Below are 23,911 nucleotides of genomic sequence, written 5' to 3' on the forward strand. Positions count from 1 at the left end.
TGGCATCGTGCCGGGGAGAACGGCCGGGGAGCGGGAGCCGGCCGCGGACCGATCGAGGTGGACCGTCATGGACCAGGAACAGTTCCGAGTGCTGGTGGTCTGCCACGCCAACCTGTGCCGGTCGCCGATGGCCGAGCGGTTGCTGCGACACGGGCTGGCCGCCCGGCTCGGCTCGGACGACGCCGCGTTCCAGGTGGGCAGCGCCGGCACCCACGCCGAGGCGGACCGGCCGATGCACCCCCTCGCGTGGCAGGTGCTGACACAGGCGGGCGTCGGCTCGGCCGGTTTCCGCAGCCGGCCGCTGACCGGGAACCTGGTGGCCGAGGCGGATCTGGTGCTGACCGCGACCCGGCGGCAGCGCTCGGCGTGCGTGTCGCTCGACCCGGCGGCGGTCCGCCGGACGTTCACGATGAGGCAGTTCGGCCGGTATGCCGCGGCATTCACCGCTCCGGACGCGGCGCCGGCGACGCCACAGCAACGGCTGCGGGCACTGCTCGAACGGGTTCCCCTGATCCGGGCCGGGCTACCGATCGTGCCGGCCGACCAGGACGACCTACCGGACCCGGTGCAGCAGCAGATCACGGCGTTCCGGCAGTGCCGTACGACGATCGAACAGATCGTCGAGGCGATGGCGACCCTCATCGCGGGGAACCCACCCACCCTGCCTTCGGCCCCTCCGCCGGCTGTTCGGCGTCTTCGGGCGTGACGTCCGCCGGGGCGGCGGTGGTCTCCTTGGCGCTGCCGTCCATCCGGCGACGGTGATTCCCGCGGCCCTCCTTGGACGCGTACTCGTCGTAGTAGTAATAGGCGTCGGCGCCCTTCGTGGCGAGCATGTTCAGCACACAGCCGAGAAGCCTGGCGTCCACCGCGCCCAGCGCCTTGACCGCCGTAGCCACCTGGACGCCGGTGGTCTTGCCCACCCGGGCCAGCAGCAGAGCCCCGTCGGTGCGGGCCGCGACGACGGCCGCGTCGGTGACCGGCAGCAGCGGCGGGCAGTCGACGACCACGATGTCGAACGCCTCCCGCAGTTCGGTCAGCAACTGCGCCATGTGGTGCGATCCGAGCAGTTCGCTGGGGTTCGGCGGGAGAAAGCCGCTCGGCAGCACGAAGAGGTGCTCGCCGTACTGCTGCACCACGTCGTCGAGGGCCGCCTGGCCGGCCAGCACCGTGGTCAGCCCGACCCCGCCCTCCAGACCGAGGTAGTCGGCGACCCGTGGGCGGCGCAGATCCGCATCCATGATCAGGACCCGTTGCCCGTTCTCCGCGCACAGCATCGCGAGAGCGCAGGCTGTCGAGGACTTCCCCTCGCCCGGCATCGCGCTGGTGACCACCAGCGTCTTGATCGGCTTGTCGACATCGACGTACTGCAGGTTGGTTCGCAGTTGCCGCAGCGCCTCACCCCGGGCGGAGTGTCCCGCACCCGGCGCGGTCATCTGCCCGGACTTCATCGCGGGGTCGAACGGCAGGCCGCCGATGACCGGGGCGCCGGCGAGCGCCTGCAAGTCCTCCGGGCTCTTGACTGTCGTGTCGAGCAGTTCTCGCAGGATCGCCGCACCGAGGCCGACGAGGAGACCGAGCACCGCGGCGACCGCGAGAGAGCGCACCGGACGGGGCGAGACCGGGCCGTCCGACGTCTCCGGCCCGGCCACCACCTCCACCTTGACCGAGGAGATCTGCTGGCCCAGTGGTGTCTCCAGGGACTCCACGCGATTCTTGAACCGGACTGCCAGCGCGGTGGCGACCTGCTGGGATCGCTCCACTGACGTGTCCGTGACCGTCGCCCGCAACAGGACGGTCTCCGGCACCGCTTCCGCGGAGATCCGCTCACGGACCTCCGCCGGAGTGAGACCGAGGCGCCGGTCCATCGCTACGAGCACCGCCAGCCGGTCGCTGGTCAGCAGGTCCTGATATGACCGGACGCGTTGCTGGGAGAAGAGCCCGCCCTGGTACGCGTCGGAGACCCCGGTGTTCGGGGTGGTGATGAAGAAGGTCACGGACGTCGCATACAGCGGCGTGGTCTGCATCGTGACCAGCGTGGCGATGCCGAGCGACAACAGCACCGCGGTGAGCAGCATCCACCACCGCTTGCGAGCGATCCTGATGTAGTCGCGCAGATCCATGCAAGCCCCCGAATCATGAAGAAAGCCCACAATATCGGTTTTAGGCCTCTAAAAGACTCTAATGCGACGTTACGTGGAGCAAAGGGGGTTTGCCGATCAGCAGGCCGCGCGGATCAACGGCGGGTGGCGCGGGCCAGGAAGCGGTCGGGGACGTCCTCGTAACTGTCGAGGCGCCAGCCGGAGGCGGCCAGCAGCGGGCCGAGCCGCTCCTCGCTCAGCGGCTCGCCGGGTCGCAGCGTGCGGCCGTGGCGGGCGGCCAACGCGGCGCGGCCGGTCGGGTGGAAGATCGCCAGCACTCCGCCGGCGCGGGTCACCCGGGCGAGTTCGGCGAGCCCGGCCTCCGGATCGGGCAGATGGTGGACCAGACCGGCCGCGAAGATCACGTCAGCGGTGGCGTCAGCGACCGGCAGGCGGCGCGCGTCGGCCAGCACCAGAGTGGCGCGGTCGTCGCGGCCGGCCCGGCGGGCGGCGTCGAGCATGCCGAGCGTGAAATCGAGCCCCAGGACCCGGCCGTCCGCGCCGGCCGCGGCGGCGAGCGCGGGCAGCGCCCGCCCGGTGCCGCAGCCCACGTCCAGGACGACGTGGCCGGGACGCACCCCGGTCAGGCGCACGGCCTCGGCGTAACGAGGCATGTCGTCGCCGAACTTGGTGTCCCAGTCGGCGGCGCGGGCGGCGAAGAAGGCGCGGCTCTCGGAGAGGTACCACCGATCGACGCCGGCGAGGTCGGGATGGAGGTGGCGGATCACCGGCCACTCCGGATCGCGGTGGTCGATCACGACCTGGGCGCGGCCCTCGCCGTCGCCCTCGGCGAACCGGTGGCGCGGGCCGCCGCGCAGGAACACCAGGATGCGGTCGGTGGCCGGTTCGAGGACGTTGAGCGCGGAGTCGAACATGCCGCCACCCGGCCCGGTCAGGCCGAGCACCGCGTCGACCCGCCAGGCCCGGGCCGTGGTGGGGAACGCGGCGGCCAGGCGGGCCGCGAACGCGGCGGCGGCACCCGGGTCACCGCCGTCGACGATCACGGTGAGCGGGGCACGCGGCGCCAGAACCTCGGCGAGCAGTGCGGTGACTTCGGCGATGCGTTCCGGCACGCACTCAGCATGCCGGGGCCGGCGTGACGTGCGCAACGCTCAACGGGCGCACTCTTTGTGCCAGTTTGTCACCGGACATTCGCGGTGCCGGGAACCGGCCGGGCTCCGGACGCAGTCGAACACCGGGAGGCGAGCGGCGAGACGGAGAACCGATGAGGGGACTTGCGGCGATGGTCGTGGCGGCCGTCCTGGCGGTGGGCGGATGCGCCGGCACCGGGAAGTCCGACAACGGCGGTGAGGGCGATGGGGCTCCTCCGGCGCGCGGCGAACCGGGCGGGGCCGGACCGGGCGGGGCCGACCCCGCCGGGAGCGGGCTGGTCGAGTTGCGGATCCTGGCGGACGAGTCGCTGACCGAGGCGTTCGGTGCGGTCGAGCAGGGGTTCGAGCAGCACCATCCGAACGTCGAGGTCGTCGTCACGTACGCCGACGGCGGCAACCTGGCCCGCCGGATCGCCGGTGGCGAACCGGCGGACGTCTTCGCCACCGATGACCTGTTCGCGATGCGGACGGTGACCGATGCCGCGAAGGCCGCGCGACCCGAGGAGTGGGGCGGCGGACGGCTCACCGTGACCGTGCTCGCGCATCCGGCCGCCCCCGCGGCGGCGGCGTCGTTCGTCGACTTCCTGCGCGAGGGCGACGGGCGGCGGATCCTGATCGAGACCGGCCTGCTGAGGCCCTGAACGGTCAGATCGAGGTGCGGCCGGACCAGGAACGGCCGGTGGACAGATTGGCCGTGCCGCCTTCCAGCGTCGCCCGGTGCACGGCCCGGGCGAGCGGCGCGCCCCATCGCGACCGCGGCCCGCCGTAGGGCGCGGCCGTCCCGGTGAGCGGGCAGAGCACGCAGACGGCATCGGTGGCGGTGCCGGTGGCGGCCAGGCCGAGATCGCGCAGCGCCTGCGCTTTGGCCTCGGTGACGGTGGCGACCATGTTGATCAGCGCACCGTCGCCGAGCCGCTGCGGCACCCACGCCACGATGTTGATCGTGCCCGGCTGATGATCGAAACCGGCCGCGGAGGAGGCGGCCTGGATGGGCGCGCCCAGGCCGACAGTCGCGTGGACCCGCACCCCGTCATCGTCGGCGGCGACGACGTCGGCCACGTCGACCCCGGTGAGCATGCCGACTCCGGGGCCGGTGAGGCCGAGGTCCACGGCGAGGGCGGCCAGGTGCGCGTCCGGATCGGGGCGGGCGTAGGACATCGACACCGAGGCGTTGACGAGCCACTCGCGGGGCCCGGCGCCACCGCCGAGGACCGCGCTGGAGACCGCCAGCAGCGGCTCGGGGAAACGCCAGATCAGCAGGGGAACGTCGAGGCCGTCCTCCCGGCGATGCGTCAGCGAGGGTTCCGCGAACATTGCCGGATCTTACTTTCACCCGAAGGCGGGAACGGCCCGGATCGCGGTGGCGCTCCTCACGACCACCCGGCGGCGCGGGACGCCGGATCCGGTTCGCTGCTCACTTCCACTCGGAGGCGAGGACCGCCCAGATCTCGGTGTCGTTGCGGACGCCGTTCCACGGGTACGACGAGCGCAGTCGCCCCTCGCAGGTCATGCCGAGCCGCCGGGCGACGTTGGAGCTGTCGGTGTTGTCGGGGTTGCAGTGCCATTCGGCGCGCTGCAGGCCACGTGTGTTGAACGCCCAGTCGATCAGGACGCGGGCCGCCCGGGTGACCAGGCCCCGGCCGGTCGCGGCCGGTTCCAGCCAGACGCCGACCTCGCAGTTGCCGGAACCGGCGTTGAAGGCGACGAACATGGTGCCGCCGACCAGGGTGCCGTTGAGCCAGATGCCGTACAGCCGCTGGGTGTCACGGGCGGCGTTGTCGGCGTAACGCTGAAGGGTCGCGGTGGCACTGGCCAGGTCGGTGCTGACGCTGGCCCACGGGATCCACGGGTCGACGGTGGCACGGGCCCGGTCCATGTGAGCGAGGAACTCCTCGGCCTGCCAGGGTTCGAGCGGGCGCAGCTGGGCATCTTCGGTGAGATCGACAGCGAACACCGGGGAAGCCTAGAACATGGCCGCGGGGTAGGGCCTTAAGCCCGTACCCGGCGCCGCGCGGAAGGCGCACGATGGAGACATGAACGACAGCGACGAGGTCAAGCGGGTGCTGGTCCAGGCGGCGGACGCCGCCCGGTTCGCCCCGTCGATCCACAACACGCAACCGTGGCGCTGGGTGGTCCGGGAGGACCGCCTGGAACTGTTCGGCGTGGCCGAGCGGCAGCTCCGGGAGCAGGATCCGGACGGGCGGATGCTTCTGCTCAGTTGCGGCACCGCCCTGCACCACGCGCTGGTGGCTCTGGACGCCGAGGGCTGGCGGCACGAGGTGGAGCGGCCGGCGGGCGAACCCCTCGCCACCATCCGGGCGACCGGACAGGTTCCGGCGCGGCCCGAGGCGACCCGGCATTTCCAGATGCTGCAGGTTCGACGGACCGACCGGCGGACCGTGACGGACGAGCCGGTGCCCGAGGACACACTGCGTCACCTGGTGAAGGTGACCCAGGAGGGTGGGGCCCGGCTGCACGTGCTCGGCCGCGACCAGGTGCTGGCGCTGGCGGTCGCGGTGGACCGCGCCGGGCACGCGGAGTCGCACGACGACCGCATCCGGGCCGAGACCGCCGCGTGGGTGGGCGGCGAACGGCCCGGGGGCACCGGCATCCCGGCCTCGGCGCTGCCCGAGGAGGTGCCGCTCACCACGGTCGCCGAGCGTGACTTCAAGGTCGCGGGCACTCTGGCGGCGGGCGACGGGCACGATCAGGCGGCGACGTACGCGGTGCTCTACGGGCCGGGCGACGGCCCGCAGGACTGGCTGCGCGCCGGGGAGTCGCTGAGCCGGCTGTGGCTGGCCGCGACCGAGCAGGCGGTGAGCCTGCTTCCGCTGAGCAGCCCGGTGGAGATCCCGTTCACCCGGCAGACGTTGCGCCGGATGCTCGGTGACATCGGTTTCCCCTACCTGGCCGTGCGGCTGGGGACGCTGGATCCGGCCCACTCGGCGCCGCCGAAGACGCCCCGGCTCCCGGCCGGTCAGGTCATCGAGATCGTCCCGGGGTGACCGGGCTCACTGCGGATCGCCCTCGGGACCGAAGGCCGCGAGGAATCGGTCCCGGAAGGTGTCCATCCGCCAGACCGGGGCGGCCGGGTCCGGCTTGAGGCCGTCGGTCCAGCCCCAGGAGGCGATCCGGTCGAAGACCTTCGGGTCTTTGGCGACGATGGTGATCGGCACGTCGCGGGTGGCGTCGGAGCCGACCACGACCGAGGCCGGCTGGTGGTCGCCGAGGAAGACCATCACCAGGTCGTCGTCGGCGTACTTCTCGACGTGGCCGAGCAGGCTGTCGATCGAGTAGGCGATCGACTCGGCGTACACCGCCCGGACCCTCGACTCGTCTTTCCAGATGTCGGCCGTCGACTCGGCGCCGGAGACCATCGGGCCGTAGACGCTGCCGTCGCCGATGGCGTCCCAGTCGAGCGTGTCCGGCACCGGCGTCCACGGGGTGTGGCTGGAGGTCAGGGTGATCTCGGCGAGCAGCGGGCCACGGCCGGGCCGGGAGTACTCCAGCTTCTGGAAGGCGGACATCACGTACTGGTCGGGCATCGGTGACCAGCTGAACTTGGGGCCGCGGTATCCGAGGGTGTAGGCGTCGTAGATCTGGTCGTACCCGTAGAACCGGCCCTCGGGCCAGGCGTAGATGATGCCGGGTTCGACGCCGACGGCGCGGTGGCCGGTGTTCTTGAACGCCCGGGTGAGGGTGAGCCGGTCGCTGGAGACGAGGCTGCGGTACCGCTGTTCGTTGTCGATCCACAGTCCGGACAGGAACGTCGAGTGTGCGAGCCAGCTCCCGCCGCCGGCGGTCGGCGAGCTCAGGAAGCCGCTGCGGGAGGCGAACCCGGCCGCTTCCAGTTTCGCCCGGTTGGCGGTGAGGCTGCCGAGGACCGCGCTGTTGTAGGCCGGGTCCTCGATGGCGTCGCGCCCGTAGCTCTCGATGAACGACAGGATCACGTCCTTGTCGCGCAGCGCGGTGAGCATCTGGTCGGCGGGCCGGTCACGGTAGGCGTCGACCCGCACCTCCTCGGCGAACCGCTTGCGGTCGGCCAGGTCGTTGGGCAGGGCGAGGGCGGTGTGTGCGGCCAGGTCGGCGGCGGCGTGCGAGGCGACCGGCAGGCCGCCGATAAACTGGAAGCCCATCACGGCGAGGGCCACCCAGGCCGCGCCCACGGTGCCGAGGCCACGCCAGGCGCCGGCCCGGTGGTCGAGGGCGACGGCGCTGAGCCGCTGGACCGCCCAGGTCATCACGGTCACCAGCCCGGCCGAGGCGAGCACTAGGCCGACGGCGAGGCCGACGGTCGCGGGCTTGCCGATCGCGTCGATCAGGAAGTTGAACGCGTCGTCGAACAGGATCCAGTCGAGCACCGGGTCGAAGCGCCGGGCCAGCACGGCGAAGAAGCCGATGTCGATCATCTTGATCACGGTGAGCAGACCGAGCAGCACGCCGATCCCGAGGGTGAGCGGGCGGCGGGCCCGGCCGAGGCGTCCCCGTTCGGGTATCAGCAGCAGGAGGGCTCCGGCGACGAGCGCCTCGACCGGGATTCGCAGGAGCGCGGTGAAGACCGAGTTGCCGGGCGGCAGACGGGTGATCTGGTCCGGAACGATAAGCGCGAGGAACACCAGAATCGCGGCGAATCCCGTAGTCACATGCCGGATGACCCGGCGGTACGGCTTCGTTTGGCTCACGTCTCCTTCATACGCCGGGTCCCCGGATCTGGTTCGACCGGGTAATCCGTTTGTCTGAGTGAGCACTCGCTCATTAGAGTGGCGCTCATGGAACCCAGGCGCAGACGCGTCCCGGCGATGGCGCCGGAGGAACGGCGGGCCGCCCTCATCGCGGCGACCATCCCACTTCTGCACGAGCACGGCCCGGAGGTGAGCACCCGGCAGATCGCCCACGCCGCCGGGGTCGCCGAGGGCACGATCTTCGGTGTCTTCGAGAGCAAGAGCCAACTGGTGGTCTGCTCGATGATCAAGGCACTCGACCCGCAGCCGACCCTGGACGCGCTGGCCGCGATCGACCGCGCGGCCCCTCTGCACGAGCGGGTGACGGCGGCGGCCGACCTCGTCCACGGCCGGTTCACCGAGCACGCGCACCTCATGCACGCCGCCCGCAGACTGATCCTGCTCGGCGAGCAGGATCCCGACTCCAAGGCCCGGATGATCGCCTCCCGGGAGGCCCTGGAGGCGGCGGTCACCGACGTCTTCGCGCCGGACGAGGCCCATCTGCGAGTGCCACCGCACAAGGCGGCCCGGCTGTTGCTGCTCTTCTGCGGCGCCAACACCTTCGGGCCCTACGGGGACCCCGAGTCGTTCAGCGGCGCCGACCTGGCATCGCTGCTGCTGGACGGCATCCACCTCAGGGAATCGGGAACGGAGCAGCCGACGTGCTGATCAAGCTCTTGAAGGTCCATCTACGGCCGTACCGGACGGCCATCGCCCTGGTGGTGCTGTTCCAGTTCCTCCAGACGCTGGCGACGCTCTACCTGCCGGCGCTCAACGCCGACATCATCGACAACGGCGTCGTCGAGGGCGACACCGGCTATGTGCTGCGGGTCGGCGCCGGCATGATCGGTGTCACCATCCTGCAGATCGCCGCCCAGATCGTGGCGGTGTACTTCGGGGCGCGGACGGCCATGGCCGTCGGCCGTGACCTGCGCGCCTCCATCTTCGACCGGGTGCAGACCTTCTCGGCCCGCGAGGTGGGCCAGTTCGGCGCGCCCTCGCTGATCACCCGGACCACCAACGACGTCCAGCAGATCCAGATGCTGGTGCTGCTCACCTTCACGCTGATGGTGTCGGCCCCGATCATGCTCGTCGGCGGCATCGTGCTGGCGCTGCGCGAGGACGTCCCGCTGTCCGGGCTGCTGCTGGTCATCGTGCCGCTGCTGGTCGCCGTGATCGGACTGATCATCTCGCGGATGCGGCCGCTCTTCCGGTCCATGCAGACCCGGCTCGACCGGGTCAACCAGGTGATGCGGGAGCAGATCACCGGCATCCGGGTGATCCGCGCCTTCGTCCGCGACGACCAGGAGCGGGAGCGTTACGGCGTCGCCAATGCCGAACTCACTGACGTGTCGGTGCGGGTCGGCCGGATCATGGCGCTGATGTTCCCGACCGTGATGCTCATCGTGAACATCTCCAGCGTCGCCGTGGTCTGGTTCGGTGGCCATCGGATCGACACCGGCGGCATGCAGGTCGGCGAACTCACCGCGTTCATCAGCTACCTGATGCAGATCCTCATGTCGATCATGATGGCGACCTTCATGTTCATGATGGTTCCCCGCGCCGAGGTCTGCGCCGAGCGGATCGAGGAGGTGTTGGACACCGAGTCCAGCGTGACGCCGCCCACGGCGCCGGTCACCACGCTGGACCGGCACGGCGAACTGGAGCTGCGCGATGTCGGCTTCCGCTATCCCGGGGCTGAGGCGGGCGTCCTTTCGCGGGTACGGGTGAGCGCGCACCCCCGCGAGGTGACCGCGATCATCGGCAGCACCGGCAGCGGCAAGACGACACTGCTCAACCTGGTCCCCCGGCTCTTCGACGCGACCGAGGGCCAGGTCCTGGTCGACGGCGTGGACGTGCGCGAGATCGACCCGGCGCTGCTGGCCAAGGTGATCGGCCTGGTGCCGCAGCGGCCGTACCTGTTCACCGGCACCGTCGCGTCCAACCTGCGGTACGGCAACCCGGACGCCACCGACGCGCAGCTCTGGGAGGCCCTGGAGATCGCCCAGGCCAGGGAGTTCGTCGAGTCGATGGAGGGCCGGCTGGACGCGCCGATCGCGCAGGGCGGCACCAACGTCTCCGGCGGCCAGCGGCAACGGCTCGCGATCGCCCGCACCCTGGTGCACCGGCCGGAGATCTACCTGTTCGACGACTCGTTCTCGGCGCTCGACTACGCCACCGACGCGGCTCTGCGGGCGGCCCTGACCGACTACATCGCGGACGCCACGGTGGTGATCGTGGCGCAACGGGTCAGCACGATCCGCGACGCCGACCGGATCGTCGTGCTCGACGACGGCCGGGTGGTCGGCACCGGAACCCACGAGGAACTCATGGGCACCTGCCCGACGTACAAGGAAATCGTTTTGTCGCAGTTGACCGAGCAGGAGGCCGCGGCATGACCGAGCGAAGCGAGCGTCATGAACGCGTTCTTTTCCATTCTCTGCCGGGAGGCTCAGCCCGATGAGTGACCAAGCTGTTCGGCGGCCGGGGCCGCCGCCCGGCGGGCCGCCCGCCGCCCGGATGATGATGGCGGGCGGGCCACCGGAGAAGTTGAAGGACTTCAAGGGCTCCACCAAGCGGCTCCTCGCGATGCTCAAACCGCAGCGGATGTTCGTCGGTGGGGCGCTGGTGTTCGGCGCCGCCGGCGTCTTCCTCTCGGTGCTCGGCCCCTACCTGCTCGGGCACGGCACCGACGTGATCTTCTCCGGCGTGATCGGCCGGATGCTGCCGTCCGGCGTCAGCAAGGAACAGGCCGTCGAGCAGTTGCGGGCCGGTGGTGAGAACGCCCGGGCCGATCTGATCTCCGGCGTCGACGTGGTGCCCGGCCAGGGCATCGACTTCGACCGGCTCGGACAGATCCTGATGTGGGTGGCGCTGATCTATGTCGGGGCTTGGATCTTCGGCGTGCTGCAGGGACGGCTCACCTCGCGGGCTGTCCAGGCCGCGGTCTACGACCTGCGGCAACAGGTGGAGGAGAAATTGGGGCGGCTGCCGCTGTCCTATTTCGACAAGCAGGCCCGCGGCGAGGTGCTCAGCCGCGCCACCAACGACACCGACAACATCGCGCAGACCCTGCAGCAGACGTTCGCCCAGTTGGTGACGGCCCTGCTGATGATCGTCGGCGTGCTCGGGATGATGTTCTGGATCTCCCCGCTGCTGGCGCTGATCGCGCTGGTCACGGTGCCGGTGTCGATCCTGCTGACCACCCGGATCGGCAAGCGGTCGCAGCCGCAGTTCGTCGCCCAGTGGAAGACCACCGGCCAGCTCAACGGTCACATCGAGGAGATGTTCACCGGGCACACCCTGGTCAAGGTCTTCGGCCGGCAGGGCGAGGCGGCTTCGGTCTTCCAGGAACACAACGAACGTCTGTACGCGTCGAGCTTCCGCGCCCAGTTCATCTCCGGCCTCATCCAGCCGGCGATGATGTTCATCTCGAACTTCAACTATGTCCTGGTGGCCGTCATCGGTGGTCTGCGGGTGGCTTCGGGCACGCTGACGCTGGGCGAGGTGCAGGCGTTCATCCAGTACTCCCGCCAGTTCAGCCAGCCGCTCACCCAGGTGGCCAGCATGGCGAACCTGGTGCAGTCCGGCGTGGCCTCGGCCGAGCGGGTGTTCGCCCTGCTCGACGCGGACGAACAGTCGCCGGAGCCGCCGGTCGTGGCGATGCCCGCGGTGCGGGGGCGGATCGCGTTCGAGGACGTCTCGTTCCGGTACCTGCCGGACAAGCCGTTGATCGAGGGCCTGAACCTGACCGTGGAGCCCGGCCAGACCGTGGCGATCGTCGGGCCCACCGGCGCCGGCAAGACCACGCTGGTCAACCTGCTGATGCGGTTCTACGACGTGACCGGCGGGCGGATCACTCTGGACGGGGTGGACATCGCCACCATGCCGCGGGAGCAGTTGCGCGAACAGATCGGGATGGTCCTGCAGGACACCTGGCTGTTCGGCGGGAGCATCTCGGAGAACATCGGGTACGGCGCGGACTCGCCGTCGCCGGAGCTGATCCGCCACGCGGCGGAGGCGGCGCACGTCGACGGTTTCGTGCGGACGCTGCCCGACGGTTACGACACGGTTCTCGACGAGGAGGGCGGCAACGTCAGCGCCGGGCAGAAGCAGCTCGTCACCATCGCCCGCGCGTTCCTCGCCGAGCCGAGCATCCTGATCCTCGACGAGGCCACCAGCTCGGTCGACACCCGCACCGAGGTGCTGATCCAGCGCGCCATGGCGACGCTGCGCAGCGGGCGGACCAGTTTCGTCATCGCACACCGGCTCTCCACGATCCGCGACGCCGACGTCATCCTGGTGATGGAGGACGGCACGATCGTCGAGCAGGGGACGCACGACTCGCTGGTGGCGGCGGGTGGGGCGTACGCCCGGCTCTATTCCGCGCAGTTCGCCCAAGCCGTCGTCGAGGTCGACTGACGCCGGCGGGCTCCGGGAAACGCGGAGCGGGGGCGGCCTTTCGGCCGCCCCCGCTCCGTTCGTCGCGCTTACTTGACGGTGACCTTCTTGGTGCCGGAGTAGCCGGTGTTGATGCCCAGGGACGCGTTGCCCGTGACCTTGGCCCGCAGCGTCAGCTTGGTCTTCGACTTGAAGCTGAAGGTGCCCTTCCAGCCGGTCGCCGTGGTGACGCCCTTGCCGACGGTAACCCACTTGCCGCCGGTGTAGCGCTGCACCGTGACGGCCTGGCCGGCCGTCCGCGGGTTGCCCGCCACCGACACGCCCAGCTTGCCCTTCTTCGGCGAGCTCGCCGAGAAGGACGGCAGCTGCGTCACCTTGACGGTCTTGACCGCCGAGTTGATCTCCTGCGACCGGACCACGAACGCCCAGCCGGCCGCGATCGACCGCGGGGCGAACTCGAAGTAGCCGTCGTCGTTCGCGTTGACCGTGCTGAGCTGCTCCATCTCCGCCGGGTCGGTGTTCGGCAGCGGGGAGCCCCAGAGATCGACGGTGGTGTTCGGCGCCGCCGTGCCCATGAACCTCGCGGGGCCCACGCCCTTGGCCGGGCCGGTGACGGTCAGGGTCGGGGTGACCGGGTTGGCCACGTCGTCCGACTTGATGGTGACCTCACCGACGGACGTGGTGACGGTCGCGCCCTGCGTGGTCGGGGTGCCGAGCTTGACGTAGAAGTTCTCCTCGCTCTCCTTCAGTTTGTCGTCGAGGATCTCCACGTTGATCTTGGCCTGCGTGGTGCCCGGTGTGACGGTCAGGACGCCCTTGCCGTACTCGTAGTCCTCGCCCTTCTTGGCGGAACCGTCGCCCGTCTCCCACGGGATCAAAATGGTCTGCGTGGACTTCGTGGCGTCACCGTTCGGGGTGAAGTCGACGTGGACGTCGACCGAACCCTCGTTCTCGCCGATGCTCTCGTCACGGATCGAGGCCGACGGCGGCAGGTCACCCGGGTCGTCGTTGATCCGGTAGGCACCCGTCGAGACGGGGATGCCGACCGGCGACGCGGTCGTCTCGGTCGCCGTCACGTTGAACGTCTCGGTCGGCTCGTCGATATCATCCGGCGCCAGGTAGATGTCGGTGATTCCGGTCAACGGCGGCGTGGTGTCCACGAACGTCGTACCGGTCTCGCCCCGTGCCACGCTGAGCGTCGCAATGCTGGTCGGCACGTCGAAGTCGGCGATCGGAGTGGCCGCGTTGTCCCCGGCCGCGGCAGCCGTCGCGAAGGTGAGGTCGTACGGGTACTGCGAGACACCGGTGACCTTGCCGGAGATCCGGAGCGAGGTGCCCTCCGAACCGGAGCTCGGGTTGAACGCGAAGGTCGGCGCGGCATCGTCGTTGGTGATCGCCACGCGCGACTCGTGCGAGATGTCCGACGTAGGAGTGGTGTTGTTGGTGAGGGTGCTGACGCTGCTGACGGTGACGGTCAGCGACTCGTCCCTCTCGAACACCGTGTCGCCCTTGACCGGGAACTCGAGGTACCCGGTCGTCTCGCCGGCGGGAACGATGACGCTGTACGACGTCGGGAAGTCGAAGTCGTCGTCACCGACCGTGCTACCGCTGTTCACGCCACCTTCGGTGGCGCTCGGGGAGCCCCCGAAGGACCCGGTGAAGGTGACCGGACCACCGGTCTTGCCGTTCAGCCTGATCGGCACCCGAGCGAGCGTGGTACCGCTGTCTCCCTCCTTCACCGAGATGTCGCCCACCGTCCAGGTCGGCTTCGACGCGGCGTCGGTCTCGCCGCTCTCGGTCAGCGTGATGACCGGCTCCTGGCTGGCCAGCGTGGCAGCCGTGATCGAGTTGTTGGAACTGGAAAGCTTGATGTTGAAGGTCTCGTCACCTTCGAAGGTGGTGTCACCGACCTTGGTGAACGGGATGGTCCCGTTGTACGGCGAGGTCGCCGAGGTGGGAATGGTGATAGTGCCGTTGGTGCCCTTGTAGTCGACTCCGTTGGTGGCGGTGCCGTCGACGAAGGTGTAGTCCAGCTTCACCGGCGTCTGGAGGGTGCCGAAGCTCACAGAGAACGGAACCGAGTCGGCCGGGGTGCCGCTGTCGAGTTCCTGTTCCGTGATCGCCGGGGTGTTGGTGTTGACGTCGACCGTCGGAATCGTGGTTGGGTCGTCGGTGATCGTGCCGGTCGCCGTTGTCGATGCTCCGAGCGCAACCGTGTACGGAGCCGCAGAAGTGCCGAGTGAGACGGTGAATGTCTCCGTGCCCTCGACGACAGCGTCATCAACGATCGACACCGTGCCGTAGGCCGTCTGGGTGAAGGGCGGAATGGTGATCTCGTGGGCGGCCCGATCCGCGAAGTCGGTGCCGCCGCCCACCGCTCCGCGAGTTGTCGCGGCGTCCACCCCGCTCGCGGTCGTGATCTTCACCCGGAGCTCCTTCTCGGACAAGCCTGTGAGCTTGATCGGGAAGGCAGCCGTCTGGGTCGCCGCGTCGGTCGTAGCCGGCGCGTTCTCGATGCTGACCGTCGGCGCCGCGTCGTTGTCGGTGATTCCGATGTCGGTGGTGGCCGTGCCCGTGACCACGTTGGTGATCGCGTACGCCTGCGTCGCCACCGTGAGGTACTGAGTATCGGCCTCGTCGACGTTGTCGTCGTTGATCGGAATGGTGACCGAGCCGGAGGTCTGGCCCGCCGGGATGGCGATCGTCGCGTCATAGGCGAGAGCGGTGAAGTCGCGGGTGGGGCCACCGGTGGAGACGGCGTCTGTTCCCGTGCCGTGCGTGGTCGAGGTGACGGCCGAGACCGGGAGACTGACATCACCCGACACGACACCGCTGAGGCTCGCCACGACCGTCACACTGCCGGCCGACTCGGCCACGGTTGGCGGAGCCGAGATCGACACGGTCCGCGCTGAGGCGGGCTTCGCCCAGATGGTGGCGGTCGCCTCCTTGGACGATCCATCGGCGGCCGTCGCACGCAGCACAACCGTCTCGTCGGTGGTGCCGGCGTCATCGGCTGTGGCGACGGTGAGGGTCGCCGTACACGGAGCTGCCACGCTGCAGCTGGCCAACGCCCCCGTGGTCGTGGTGGCGGCGCTATTGTTGTAGTCCTTTGTGTCCGTGCCTAGGGAATCCAGGGCAGCGGCGCCCGTCGCGGTGCCGCCCGGATACGAGTAGGTGAATGTCGCAGTGGTCGCACCGGTGTAGGTCAGCTTGAAAGTAAGGCTGCCACCCTCCCAGTTGGAGGTCGGCGTGATGGTCAGGCTGTCGGCGGCCGCCGCATAAGCGGGCGACCCGACGAACATGACAGGGATCAGGCCGGCCGCGGCGGCGGCTACGGTCGCCAGGGTTTGCCGGATTCGCTTGTGTCCCCAGAGCGTGAACGGCACCCGCTCTCGCGGCGCCGTTTGGATGGGTCGATGACGCATTCTCTTCCTGTCTCCTTCGGCGGCTGGGCTACCTCCAGCGGGGAGGCCCCTGGCTTTGCGCCCCCGCCTCGCGGCGGGTTTGCCTGTTCGGGTACCGCACCTAGGGCGGTTCGGGGCGCCGGTTTGAACCGGCCCTCTCAGCAGCGCGAACACCGGATGTGAAGATCCGTGTGGGGCGGCGCCAACTGCAATCTAACCGGCGTATCGTTCGTTTCGCGGCGGAACGGGTTTTTCGGTAGAAAGACCTTCACATAGTCGAGTTAGGGCCTCGATGCGGCGCTTGGGAAACGTCATCTCGACACCGGGCCAGCGGCGAACGTACTCGCTGGAGCACCACCATTTCCGGGGAACGGACGAAGGGCGGCCCGGGAGGACCGCCCTTCTCGACCGAACAGTTCTATTTCACCTTGATCGTCTTCGACGGGGACCTACCGGCGAGGATGCCGGCCGACGGTGTCGCGGCGATCGTCGCGCGGTACACGTACTTCCGCCCGGGGCGCAGCGCCCGCTCGGTGGTGACGAACTTGCCGTCCTCGTCGAGCCGGCCGGTGGCCACCGTGTCCCAGCCTCCGCCGTCCTGCTGCTGGACCGTGACGGCCTGGCCCGCACGGTCGGGGTCGCCGGTCACCGTGATCCGGACGGTCCTGCGAGACGGCGAGGAAGCCTTGATCTCCGGCTCCTGCTTGACCTGGATGGTGCGGATCGGCGAGATGAGCTTCCCGGACCGCACCTGGACCCGGGCGCCCTGCTTGAAGGTCGGGCTGAACCAGTACGCACCGTCGCTGTTGGTCTCCGTGGTGAGGACGACGCGGAACGTCCCCCCGCTCGGGCCGGGGGCGCTCAGCAGCTCGACCTTCTCCCCGGCTGGCGCGACCCCTTTGATGAAGACCTTGCCGGCGCCGGCCGGATCGGCCGGATCGTTCAGCGTGGGAGCCTTGGGCTTGTCGTCGTCCTCCAGGGTCACCTTGCCGTCGGACTTCTCCACCGTGACACCGGCCGGTGACGGTGCGCCGAGCCGTACCAGGAAGAGTTGGTCGTCCTCGTCCTGCGTGTCCCCGATCAGCGGCACCGAAACGGTCGCCGACCCTTCGGCCGGTTTGATCGTGACAGTGCCGTCGGCGCCCCGGTAGTCCTTACTGACCTTCGCGCTGCCGTCGACCGTCTTCCAGGGGACGGTGACGGTCTTCTCGGTGGCCGTGGTGTCGCCGCTGAAGTCGAGCGACACGGTGAGGTCGGCGGTGCCGTCGCTCTCTCCCGCCGTCACGTCGGTGATCGACACGGTCGGCATCACGTCGGCCGGGTCGTCGGGAACCCGGAAGTCGAGCGTCGCATCGCCGATGCTCAGGGTGAACCCCTCGTCCATCTCGTCGATGGTGTCGGCGACAAGCCGGACGTCGCCCAGCGATACGGTGCTGCCGCTCACGGTCCCGGCCGGGAGCTTGGTGTCCAGACCGAGTTCGTAGTCGGCCTGCTCGACCGGATCGCCGGCGCCGCCGTCCCCCGACACCGCCGGAGCGCCGAGGTCGAACTCGCGCTGGGCCTCCCCGATGACGACAGCGGTCACCACCGTCGATGCGCCTTCCACCACGGTGACCGGAGTCAGCTTGATCGTGGGCTTGGCGTCGTCGTCCGTGATGGTCAGGGTCGCCTCCCGCGGGCCGCCGGTCGCGTCCTTCTCTCCGGCCACGAGCGCCACCGTGATCTGCGCCTTCTCGTCACCCTCATAGGTCTTGTCCGGCTTGATCGGCACATCCACCGTCACGGATTTGCCGCCCTTGGGGATTTGGGCGGTGGTCACCGGCAGGTCGTAGTCGTCACCGCCGATACCCGTGCCCGCGCCGGTCGCGGTGTCGTCCCGCATGCCGAGGGTGAAGTCGACGGCATCCGGGGCTGGGGCGTCGAGTTCGATGGTCACCTTGGCGACGCCCGCGTCCTCCATGGCCGACACATTGCTCGTGACAGTGAAGGCCGGGGCGGCGTCGTCGTCGGTGATGCTGATGAAGGCCGACGCGACCTGCGGGGCGGCCTCGCCGGGGGTGACGTCGGCGGTCTGCAGCAGGAACGACTCCGGCGACTCGTACTGAGTGTCGTCGGTGATCGGCACCCGGATCGTGCCGCCGGCCTGACCGGCCGGGATCACCAGCGGGTTCGGGCTCGGTGCGCCGAAGTCGCTCGCATCCGCCTCCAGCGGCAGCGCACGGACCCCGACCGAGATCGGGCGCTCGGTGGACGTGGCGCCGTTGCCGGTGGCATAGGTCAGGGTCACCGGCACATCCACGCTGCCGGCCGACTCCGCGCTGGTCGCCGCCCCGAGGGAGACGACCGGCGGCATGTCAGCCGCGTCGTCGGTGATGGTGTAGGTGCTCTCGACCGGAGTCTGGGCGGGGGCGGTCAGATTCTCCAGAATGGCCTTGATCGTCTCGCTGGCCTCGTCGATGGCGTCGCTGGTCAACTGAATCGACCGGAGAGTGACCGGTGCGGTGCTGCCACCGGGCAGGACGGTCGCGGCGCGCGTGTCCACATAGTCGGACGACTCCGCGGGGTCGGTTCCGGCGCCGCCGAGTTTCAACAGGTAACCGATCGGGTCCTCGGCGATCCCGGTCGGGGTGGCGATCACGTCGACGGTCCCGCCCTCGGCACCGGTCGCCGTGTTGAGGCTGATCGTCGGCACCGGGTCGTCGTCGCGGATGAGCAGCGTGCTCACCTGCGCGGGGCCGGCGGCGGCGGTCTCCGCCGACGCCACCTCGACGGTGAACCTCGCGATCTCGTCCTCCTCGAAGACCTCGTCGTTCAGAACCGGCACAGTGATCTTGGCAGTCCGCTGGTCCTTGAGGATCCGCAGGATGGACGAGGGTGTGGAGAAGTCGTCGCCGCCCGGCACGGCGACAGCTCGGCGGGCGGATTCGTCGGTCGCGCTGACGGTGAAGTCGACGTCCTCGGTCGCCGGGGCGTCGAGGCTGACGGTGATCTCGGCGGGGCCGGCCTGGCCCTCCGTCGCGGAGACCTCCGAGGTCACCGTGAACGTGTGCGCCGGGGCGGCGGCGGGGTCGTTGATCGTCACGGTGGTCGCGGAGGCGGCGCCGATGGTGGCGTTCGCCGCGGAGGTCAAGCCGACCTTGAAGTCCTCGCCGCCGGCTTCGGCGACGGCGTCCGACACGGTCGGCACGGTGATGTCCCGCCTGGTCGTCGAGGGCGGGAAGGACAGTTGGACCGGCGCATCGGTGTAGTCGGTACCGGCGGCCGCCGCACCGGGGGTGAGGGTGTAATCGACCGTGACGGCCTTCTCGGTGGAGGTCGCCGCGTTGCCCGCCACGCCGGCGAAGTCGAGTGTGACCGGCACGGTCGCCGCGCCCGGTTCGGTGACCGAGACCGCTCCCGGCACGGTGACCGCCGGGGGCAGATGGTTCGCCGAGTCCTTGATCGTCACGTAACCGTTCGCATCGGGCAGGGCCTCGGGAGAAACCCTCACGCGAACGGTTTCGTCGTGCTCGTCGGCCGAACCGGCCACGGGCGTGATGGTCCCCAGGTCGATGGAGGTGGCGCCCGGCGACAGCGTGCCGCCGGGGATCAGGCCGGCCTGGGTGAAATCGTCCTCCTCAGCGGCGTCGCTGCTTCCGTCGGTGGCACCGGTCACGGACACGGTCCACGGGATCGGCTTCTGCGACTGACCGGTGACGGTCGCGCGGATCGGGATTCCCCCGGCCGTCTCGAACGCCGGGGCCGCGTCCACAGTGATCTGTGGCGGGTCGTCGTCGTTGGTAAGCGACAGGGTGGCCGACTGCGCGCCGCCGGACACGGCTGCGCTGTCCCTGGGTGTGACGACGATCGAGGCCTTCTCATCGCTCTCGAAAACGGTGTCGCCCTTCACGGTGACGTCGAACGTCCCCGTTTTCTCCCCCTGCGGAACGGTCACGGTCGACGGAACGCTGTAGTCGGCGCTTCCGATCCCGGTGCCGGCCTGAACCGCGGTGTCGTCCTCCCCGGTCACATCCAGGACGATGTCCGCGACCGCGGGATTGCTCAGCGTCACCGTAAAGGTCGCGGGCGCGGTGCTGTCGCCTTCCCGCGCAGGGCCACCGGTCACGGAGACGACAGCGGGCAGGCCTTCGTCATCGGTGATGGTGAAGCTGTGCTCGCCCACGCCGGCCGCCTGCAGCCCGACCAGATTGGACAGCACGATCTTGAAGCTTTCTCCGGCTCCCTCGTCCTCCGAGTCACCGGTGATCGGCACGGTGATCTGCTTCTCAGTCTGGTTAGGCGCGAAGACGAGCCGCCCCGGCGCCACCGCCTCGAAGTCGGCGCCGGCGGTCGCCGTATCGGCCAGGACCTGATAGTCGAGTCGCACCTCCGCGTCGACAGCGATGTTGAGCTTCACGTCGAAGACCTGGTTACGGACGCCGGTGTCACCTTCGGTGATCTCGCCGACCGGGGTCACCGTGACGACGCCGTCGACGATCTTGCCGGTCCCGGTCGCTTGCCCGGTGGTCGCGTTGCCCGCATCGGTCACCTCCAGAACCACGGTCTCCGGGACCGTCTCCTCCGTGGCATCGACGTTGGTGGTCACCTCCACGGTCTTGGTCGTGTCACCCGGCGCGAAGAGCACCTCCTGGCCGGTCACCGTCGTGTAGTCGTCGTCTCCTACCGCCGTGCCGCCGGTCGTGCCGACCAGCACCGAGACCGGCGAGGTGCTCGACTCGGCGAGGGTGACCGGAAACCTGAGGACGTTGCCTTCGGGCACGGCCACCGCGTCACCGACCTCCACGGCCGGCACGGCGTCCTTGACGGTGACGGTGGTGCTGGCCGTCGTGGTCTGGAGCGGGTCGAGGCCGTCCGAGGTGGAATAGGTGACCGTGAACGACTCGGACGCCTCGAACTGGTCATCGGCCACGGTGGGGATGGTGATCTCAGCTTCGGTTTCCCCCGGCTTGATCTCCAGCGTCCCGGTCGTGCCGGTGTAGTCGTCGGCGATCGCCGTATCGGCCGCGATGGTGTACTCGACATGGAGGGTCTTCTCGGTCGAGTTGGCCTTGTTCCCGGGGGTCGCGGCGAAGTCCAGCTCGATCGGGATCGAGGCGTCCGCGCCCTCCATGACCGACACCTCGGCGGGGATCACCAGTCCGGGCGGCGCCTCGTCGGCGGAGTCGCTGCCTCTGACCAAGGCGGTGGCCGTGCCCGCGACCCCGGCGTCGATGGTGACCTCGATGCTCTCGTCATGCTCGTCGACGCCGTCGGCCACGAAGACCAGGCCCGGCATGGCGATGCTGTCGTCGCCGGGCTCGATCGTTCCGCTGAGAACCGATTCGCCCAGCTGGCCACGGACGATGTCCTGGGCGCCGGCCGGTTCGCTGTCGGCGTCGGGGACCCCCTTGATCGACGCCGTCCAGGGAATCGGGTCCCCGGCCTCGCCGGACAGGGTGAACACGGTCACGGGGCCCGCGTCGCCTTCGCGCACTTCGGCCCCGCCGGACATGTCGATCTGCGGCGGGTCGTCGTCGTCCTCGATCGTGAAGGTGTACTGCTGGTCGCCGACGCCGGAAGCGCTCTTGTCGGCGACCAGGATCTTGAACGTCTCGTCCGGTTCGTAAGCCTCGTCGCCGTGGATCGGCACCTCGATCGTCTTGACCGTGTCACTCGCTGCGAAGGTGAGCGCGGTGGGCGGTGACGCGGTGTAGTCCACACCGGCCGTTGCCGTGACGTCCGCGGTCTGGTACTCCAGCGTCACCTCGTCGTCGAAAGCCTTGGGGAGCCGAACCTCGAATACCTGACTGCGAACGCCGGAGTCATCCTCGACGATCGTCCCGTCGGTGGTCACCGTGACGGCGTTCTCGACGATCGACCCGGTGGCGCTCGACTGCCCGGGAGTGACTGCGCCCGGATCGAGGATCTCGAGGGTCACCTTCTCGGGCGAGGCCTCGACCTCGTCGTCGGCGAGGGTCGGCACTTCGATCATCGCGAACTGCTGGTACGGCTCGAACGTCAGGTCCAGGTTCTCCACCGGCGTGTAATCGGCCTCGGGGGTGGCGTCGCCGGCCCCCGCGTCGCCGGTCGTCGTGGCGAGCCGCACGGTGATCGGCGCACTGCTCTGCGCGCTCAGGCTCACCGGGAAGCCGAGAGGTCCGCCCTCGATGACGGTGCCGGGCGACCCGACACTCACGGTCCGGGGGCTCTCCGTGATGGTCACCTCCGAGGCCTGAATCAGGGTCGCGTTCTGAACGTTGCCGTAGGAGATGGTGAAGCGCTGATCATCTTCGGCATCGCCGTCAGCGGTGGTCGGGATCAGAACGTTCGCACTGACGGCCGGCGGCTCGAACTCCACCGTGCCGCTTCTGGCGGTGAAGTCATCACCGGCGGCCGCCGAGCCGTCGCCGGTGGTGTAGTCGACCGCGACGGTCTTCTCGGTCGACGTGGCATTGTTCCCCTCGGCCGGATCGAACCACAGTCGCAGAGGCACCCCGGCGGTCTGTCCCTCCAGCACGGTGGCCAGGTGTTGCGGCACGAGCTTGGGCTCCAGGTGATCCGCCGCGTCCTGAATCGTGCCGTGCGCGGTGACCGTTCCGAACTCCTCCACCTGGACTTCGATCTTCACCGTCTCGTCGAACTCGTCAGCGCTGCCCTGCACCAGACCGAGAATGCCGAGGTCGATCTCGGAGTCGCCGCCTTCGAGCGTGCCGGACAACTCCATCCCGGTCGTGTCGACGTCGTCGGCCTCGGCCGGGTCGCTGCCGTCCCTGGCCACGCCCGCGACCGTCGCCGTCCATCGGAACGATCCCTGGAGCTGGCCGGAGACGGGGATCTTCAGGGGAACGGTCGTCCCCTCCACCTGCGGGTCGAAGTCGTTCAGGGCCAACGCCGGCGCGACGTCATTCTCATCGATCGTCAGCGTCCCGGACTCCGCCGTCCCGCCCACGTAGTCATCGTTCTCCCCCGGCGTGACGACGATGTCGGCGTTCTCATCCCGTTCGAAGACGTCGTCGCCCAGAACGGTCACGTCGAACGTCGCGGTGTTCTGCTCCGCGCCAACGGTCACCTGGTTGCCGGGCAGGGAGTAGTCGGAGCCGTCGTCCGCGGTGCCTCCCTCGCCTTTGACATCCAGGGTGATCGGCTCGATGCTGGCGCCGCTCATCCGCACGGTGAAGCTCGCGGTGCGGTCATCGCCGCTGTCGCCCTCGGTGACCGGCCCGTCGGTGGTCACCGACGTGATCGTGGGGACGGGCTCGTCCTCCTCGATCGTGAAGGTCGTCTCGTCCACTCCCCGCGCGGCCCCGCCGCTGAAGCCGGTCAGGCCGATCTTGAAAGTGTGGTCCGGACCGCCGTAGAGATCGTCGCCGGGAATTTTCACACCGACGCGCTTGGTCGTCTCGCCACTCGCGAACTCGAGCACCGTCGGGGAGATCGACTCGAAGTGGGTGTCCGCTGTGCCGGTGCCGGCGACCGTCTCGTAGGAGACCTGCACCGCGCCCTGGAAACCGACATTGAGGTTGATGTCGAAGTACTCCGTGTGTTCGGAGTCGCCTTCGGACACCGCCCCGTCCGACTCCACCGTGAGGACGGCGTCGATCACCTTGCCGGTGGCGGTGCTCTGGCTCGGCGTGAGATCTCCGGGATCGACGATCTCCAACTCGACGGTCTCCGGCGCGCCCTCCGCCTCGTCGTCCGCCCTCGTCGGCACCTCGACGTACTTCACGCTCTCGCCGGCCTCGAACCGCACCTCGACGTTCGTCTGGGCTTCGAAGTCACCCGCCGACGAGGTTCCGGGCACGGCGTCGCCGGCCTCTGTCGTGGAGACCTGGATCGAGATCGGCGTGTCGGTCACCGCCTCGTCGATCGTCACCGGAAACCTCAGTGGCTCACCCTCGGCGGCGTCCTCCGGGGCACCGACACTCACCGACGTGGCTTGGAGAGTCGTGATCTCGGACGAGGCATGGGCCGCCGCCTGCCAGAATCCGACCGCCGCCGTCGCCGCCGCCGCCACCGAGATCACCGCACCGAGCCGCCCTGGCGCCCACAGCCGGAACGGCACTTCCTGGACATCTCGATCGGCCGGACTTTCGCGCATGGTGTCGACTCCTCCGGCATTCGCCGAGGTGGGAGGTGTGCCGACACGAATGTAGTCG

Annotated in this window: 13 protein-coding genes and 1 riboswitch; of the genes, 6 read left to right on the forward strand and 7 right to left on the reverse strand. The window is 69.5% G+C overall.

Going from position 1 to position 23,911, the window contains the following annotated elements; all coding sequences use genetic code 11:
• The first annotated feature begins 67 nt into the window (after window positions 1-67).
• Complete coding sequence (locus tag QLQ12_RS22040; RefSeq protein ID WP_282762171.1) at window positions 68-706, forward strand: arsenate reductase/protein-tyrosine-phosphatase family protein; 639 nt, start codon at window positions 68-70, stop codon at window positions 704-706.
• On the opposite strand, the gene QLQ12_RS22045 is transcribed toward QLQ12_RS22040, so the two are convergent.
• Together QLQ12_RS22045 and QLQ12_RS22050 are read right to left on the reverse strand one after the other, a co-directional pair.
• Entirely contained in the window at window positions 639-2,120 is a 1,482-nt protein-coding gene (locus QLQ12_RS22045) for a polysaccharide biosynthesis tyrosine autokinase (protein ID WP_282762172.1), read from the reverse strand. The genes QLQ12_RS22040 and QLQ12_RS22045 overlap by 68 nt on opposite strands.
• A 113-nt stretch (window positions 2,121-2,233) precedes the next feature.
• Window positions 2,234-3,211, reverse strand: coding sequence for a class I SAM-dependent methyltransferase (locus QLQ12_RS22050; protein ID WP_282762173.1), 978 nt, complete (start codon window positions 3,209-3,211; stop codon window positions 2,234-2,236).
• A 152-nt stretch (window positions 3,212-3,363) separates the two neighbouring features.
• Here QLQ12_RS22050 and QLQ12_RS22055 point away from each other — a divergent pair, with 152 nt between their 5' ends.
• Entirely contained in the window at window positions 3,364-3,891 is a 528-nt protein-coding gene (locus tag QLQ12_RS22055; RefSeq protein WP_282762174.1) for a molybdate ABC transporter substrate-binding protein, read from the forward strand.
• A gap of 4 nt (window positions 3,892-3,895) precedes the next feature.
• Here the strand turns inward: QLQ12_RS22055 and QLQ12_RS22060 are convergent, their stop codons facing one another.
• On the reverse strand, window positions 3,896-4,564 hold the full coding sequence (locus QLQ12_RS22060) for an adenosylcobinamide amidohydrolase (protein WP_282762175.1): 669 nt from the start codon (window positions 4,562-4,564) through the stop codon (window positions 3,896-3,898).
• Window positions 4,565-4,664: 100 nt separating this feature from the next.
• Window positions 4,665-5,204 carry a GNAT family N-acetyltransferase gene (locus QLQ12_RS22065; RefSeq protein ID WP_282762176.1) on the reverse strand — a complete coding sequence of 180 codons (540 nt, stop codon included), beginning with the start codon at window positions 5,202-5,204 and terminating at the stop codon, window positions 4,665-4,667.
• Window positions 5,205-5,283: 79 nt separating this feature from the next.
• Here QLQ12_RS22065 and QLQ12_RS22070 point away from each other — a divergent pair, with 79 nt between their 5' ends.
• Window positions 5,284-6,255 carry an Acg family FMN-binding oxidoreductase gene (locus QLQ12_RS22070; protein WP_282762177.1) on the forward strand — a complete coding sequence of 324 codons (972 nt, stop codon included), beginning with the start codon at window positions 5,284-5,286 and terminating at the stop codon, window positions 6,253-6,255.
• Window positions 6,256-6,261: 6 nt separating this feature from the next.
• Here QLQ12_RS22070 and QLQ12_RS22075 read toward each other — a convergent pair whose 3' ends face one another.
• A complete protein-coding gene (locus tag QLQ12_RS22075; RefSeq protein WP_282762178.1) occupies window positions 6,262-7,932 on the reverse strand; it encodes an alkaline phosphatase family protein in 1,671 nt (556 codons plus the stop codon).
• A gap of 87 nt (window positions 7,933-8,019) precedes the next feature.
• On the opposite strand from QLQ12_RS22075, the gene QLQ12_RS22080 reads away from it, so the two are divergent.
• The 3 genes from QLQ12_RS22080 to QLQ12_RS22090 all read left to right on the forward strand — a co-directional run bounded on the left by QLQ12_RS22080 (window position 8,020) and on the right by QLQ12_RS22090 (window position 12,393).
• Window positions 8,020-8,640, forward strand: coding sequence for a TetR/AcrR family transcriptional regulator (locus QLQ12_RS22080; protein WP_282762179.1), 621 nt, complete (start codon window positions 8,020-8,022; stop codon window positions 8,638-8,640).
• Window positions 8,634-10,370: an ABC transporter ATP-binding protein gene (locus QLQ12_RS22085; RefSeq protein WP_282762180.1), complete on the forward strand. Its 1,737-nt coding sequence runs from the start codon at window positions 8,634-8,636 to the stop codon at window positions 10,368-10,370. Before QLQ12_RS22080 ends, QLQ12_RS22085 begins: the two co-directional genes overlap by 7 nt.
• A 61-nt stretch (window positions 10,371-10,431) precedes the next feature.
• A complete protein-coding gene (locus QLQ12_RS22090; protein ID WP_407651531.1) occupies window positions 10,432-12,393 on the forward strand; it encodes an ABC transporter ATP-binding protein in 1,962 nt (653 codons plus the stop codon).
• A gap of 68 nt (window positions 12,394-12,461) precedes the next feature.
• Here the strand turns inward: QLQ12_RS22090 and QLQ12_RS22095 are convergent, their stop codons facing one another.
• A complete protein-coding gene (locus QLQ12_RS22095) occupies window positions 12,462-15,797 on the reverse strand; it encodes a beta strand repeat-containing protein (protein ID WP_282762181.1) in 3,336 nt (1,111 codons plus the stop codon).
• A gap of 15 nt (window positions 15,798-15,812) precedes the next feature.
• A riboswitch (cyclic di-GMP riboswitch) is annotated at window positions 15,813-15,891 on the reverse strand.
• A gap of 303 nt (window positions 15,892-16,194) precedes the next feature.
• Window positions 16,195-23,853, reverse strand: coding sequence for a Calx-beta domain-containing protein (locus QLQ12_RS22100; protein ID WP_282762182.1), 7,659 nt, complete (start codon window positions 23,851-23,853; stop codon window positions 16,195-16,197).
• Between the last annotated feature and the right edge of the window lie 58 nt (window positions 23,854-23,911).

The sequence above is a fragment of the Actinoplanes sandaracinus genome, assembly GCF_030009775.1.
Classification (GTDB): domain Bacteria; phylum Actinomycetota; class Actinomycetes; order Mycobacteriales; family Micromonosporaceae; genus Actinoplanes; species Actinoplanes sandaracinus.

Excerpts from the sequence above, each read along its gene's own strand:
- QLQ12_RS22040 (WP_282762171.1), top strand. The coding sequence starts at position 68 with ATGGACCAGGAACAGTTCCGAGTGCTGGTGGTCTGCCACGCCAACCTG.
- QLQ12_RS22070 (WP_282762177.1), top strand. The coding sequence starts at position 5,284 with ATGAACGACAGCGACGAGGTCAAGCGGGTGCTGGTCCAGGCGGCGGAC.
- QLQ12_RS22045 (WP_282762172.1), bottom strand. The coding sequence starts at position 2,120 with ATGGATCTGCGCGACTACATCAGGATCGCTCGCAAGCGGTGGTGGATG.
- QLQ12_RS22060 (WP_282762175.1), bottom strand. The coding sequence starts at position 4,564 with ATGTTCGCGGAACCCTCGCTGACGCATCGCCGGGAGGACGGCCTCGAC.
- QLQ12_RS22095 (WP_282762181.1), bottom strand. The coding sequence starts at position 15,797 with ATGCGTCATCGACCCATCCAAACGGCGCCGCGAGAGCGGGTGCCGTTC.
- QLQ12_RS22080 (WP_282762179.1), top strand. The coding sequence starts at position 8,020 with ATGGAACCCAGGCGCAGACGCGTCCCGGCGATGGCGCCGGAGGAACGG.
- QLQ12_RS22090 (WP_407651531.1), top strand. The coding sequence starts at position 10,432 with ATGAGTGACCAAGCTGTTCGGCGGCCGGGGCCGCCGCCCGGCGGGCCG.
- QLQ12_RS22100 (WP_282762182.1), bottom strand. The coding sequence starts at position 23,853 with ATGCGCGAAAGTCCGGCCGATCGAGATGTCCAGGAAGTGCCGTTCCGG.
- QLQ12_RS22055 (WP_282762174.1), top strand. The coding sequence starts at position 3,364 with ATGAGGGGACTTGCGGCGATGGTCGTGGCGGCCGTCCTGGCGGTGGGC.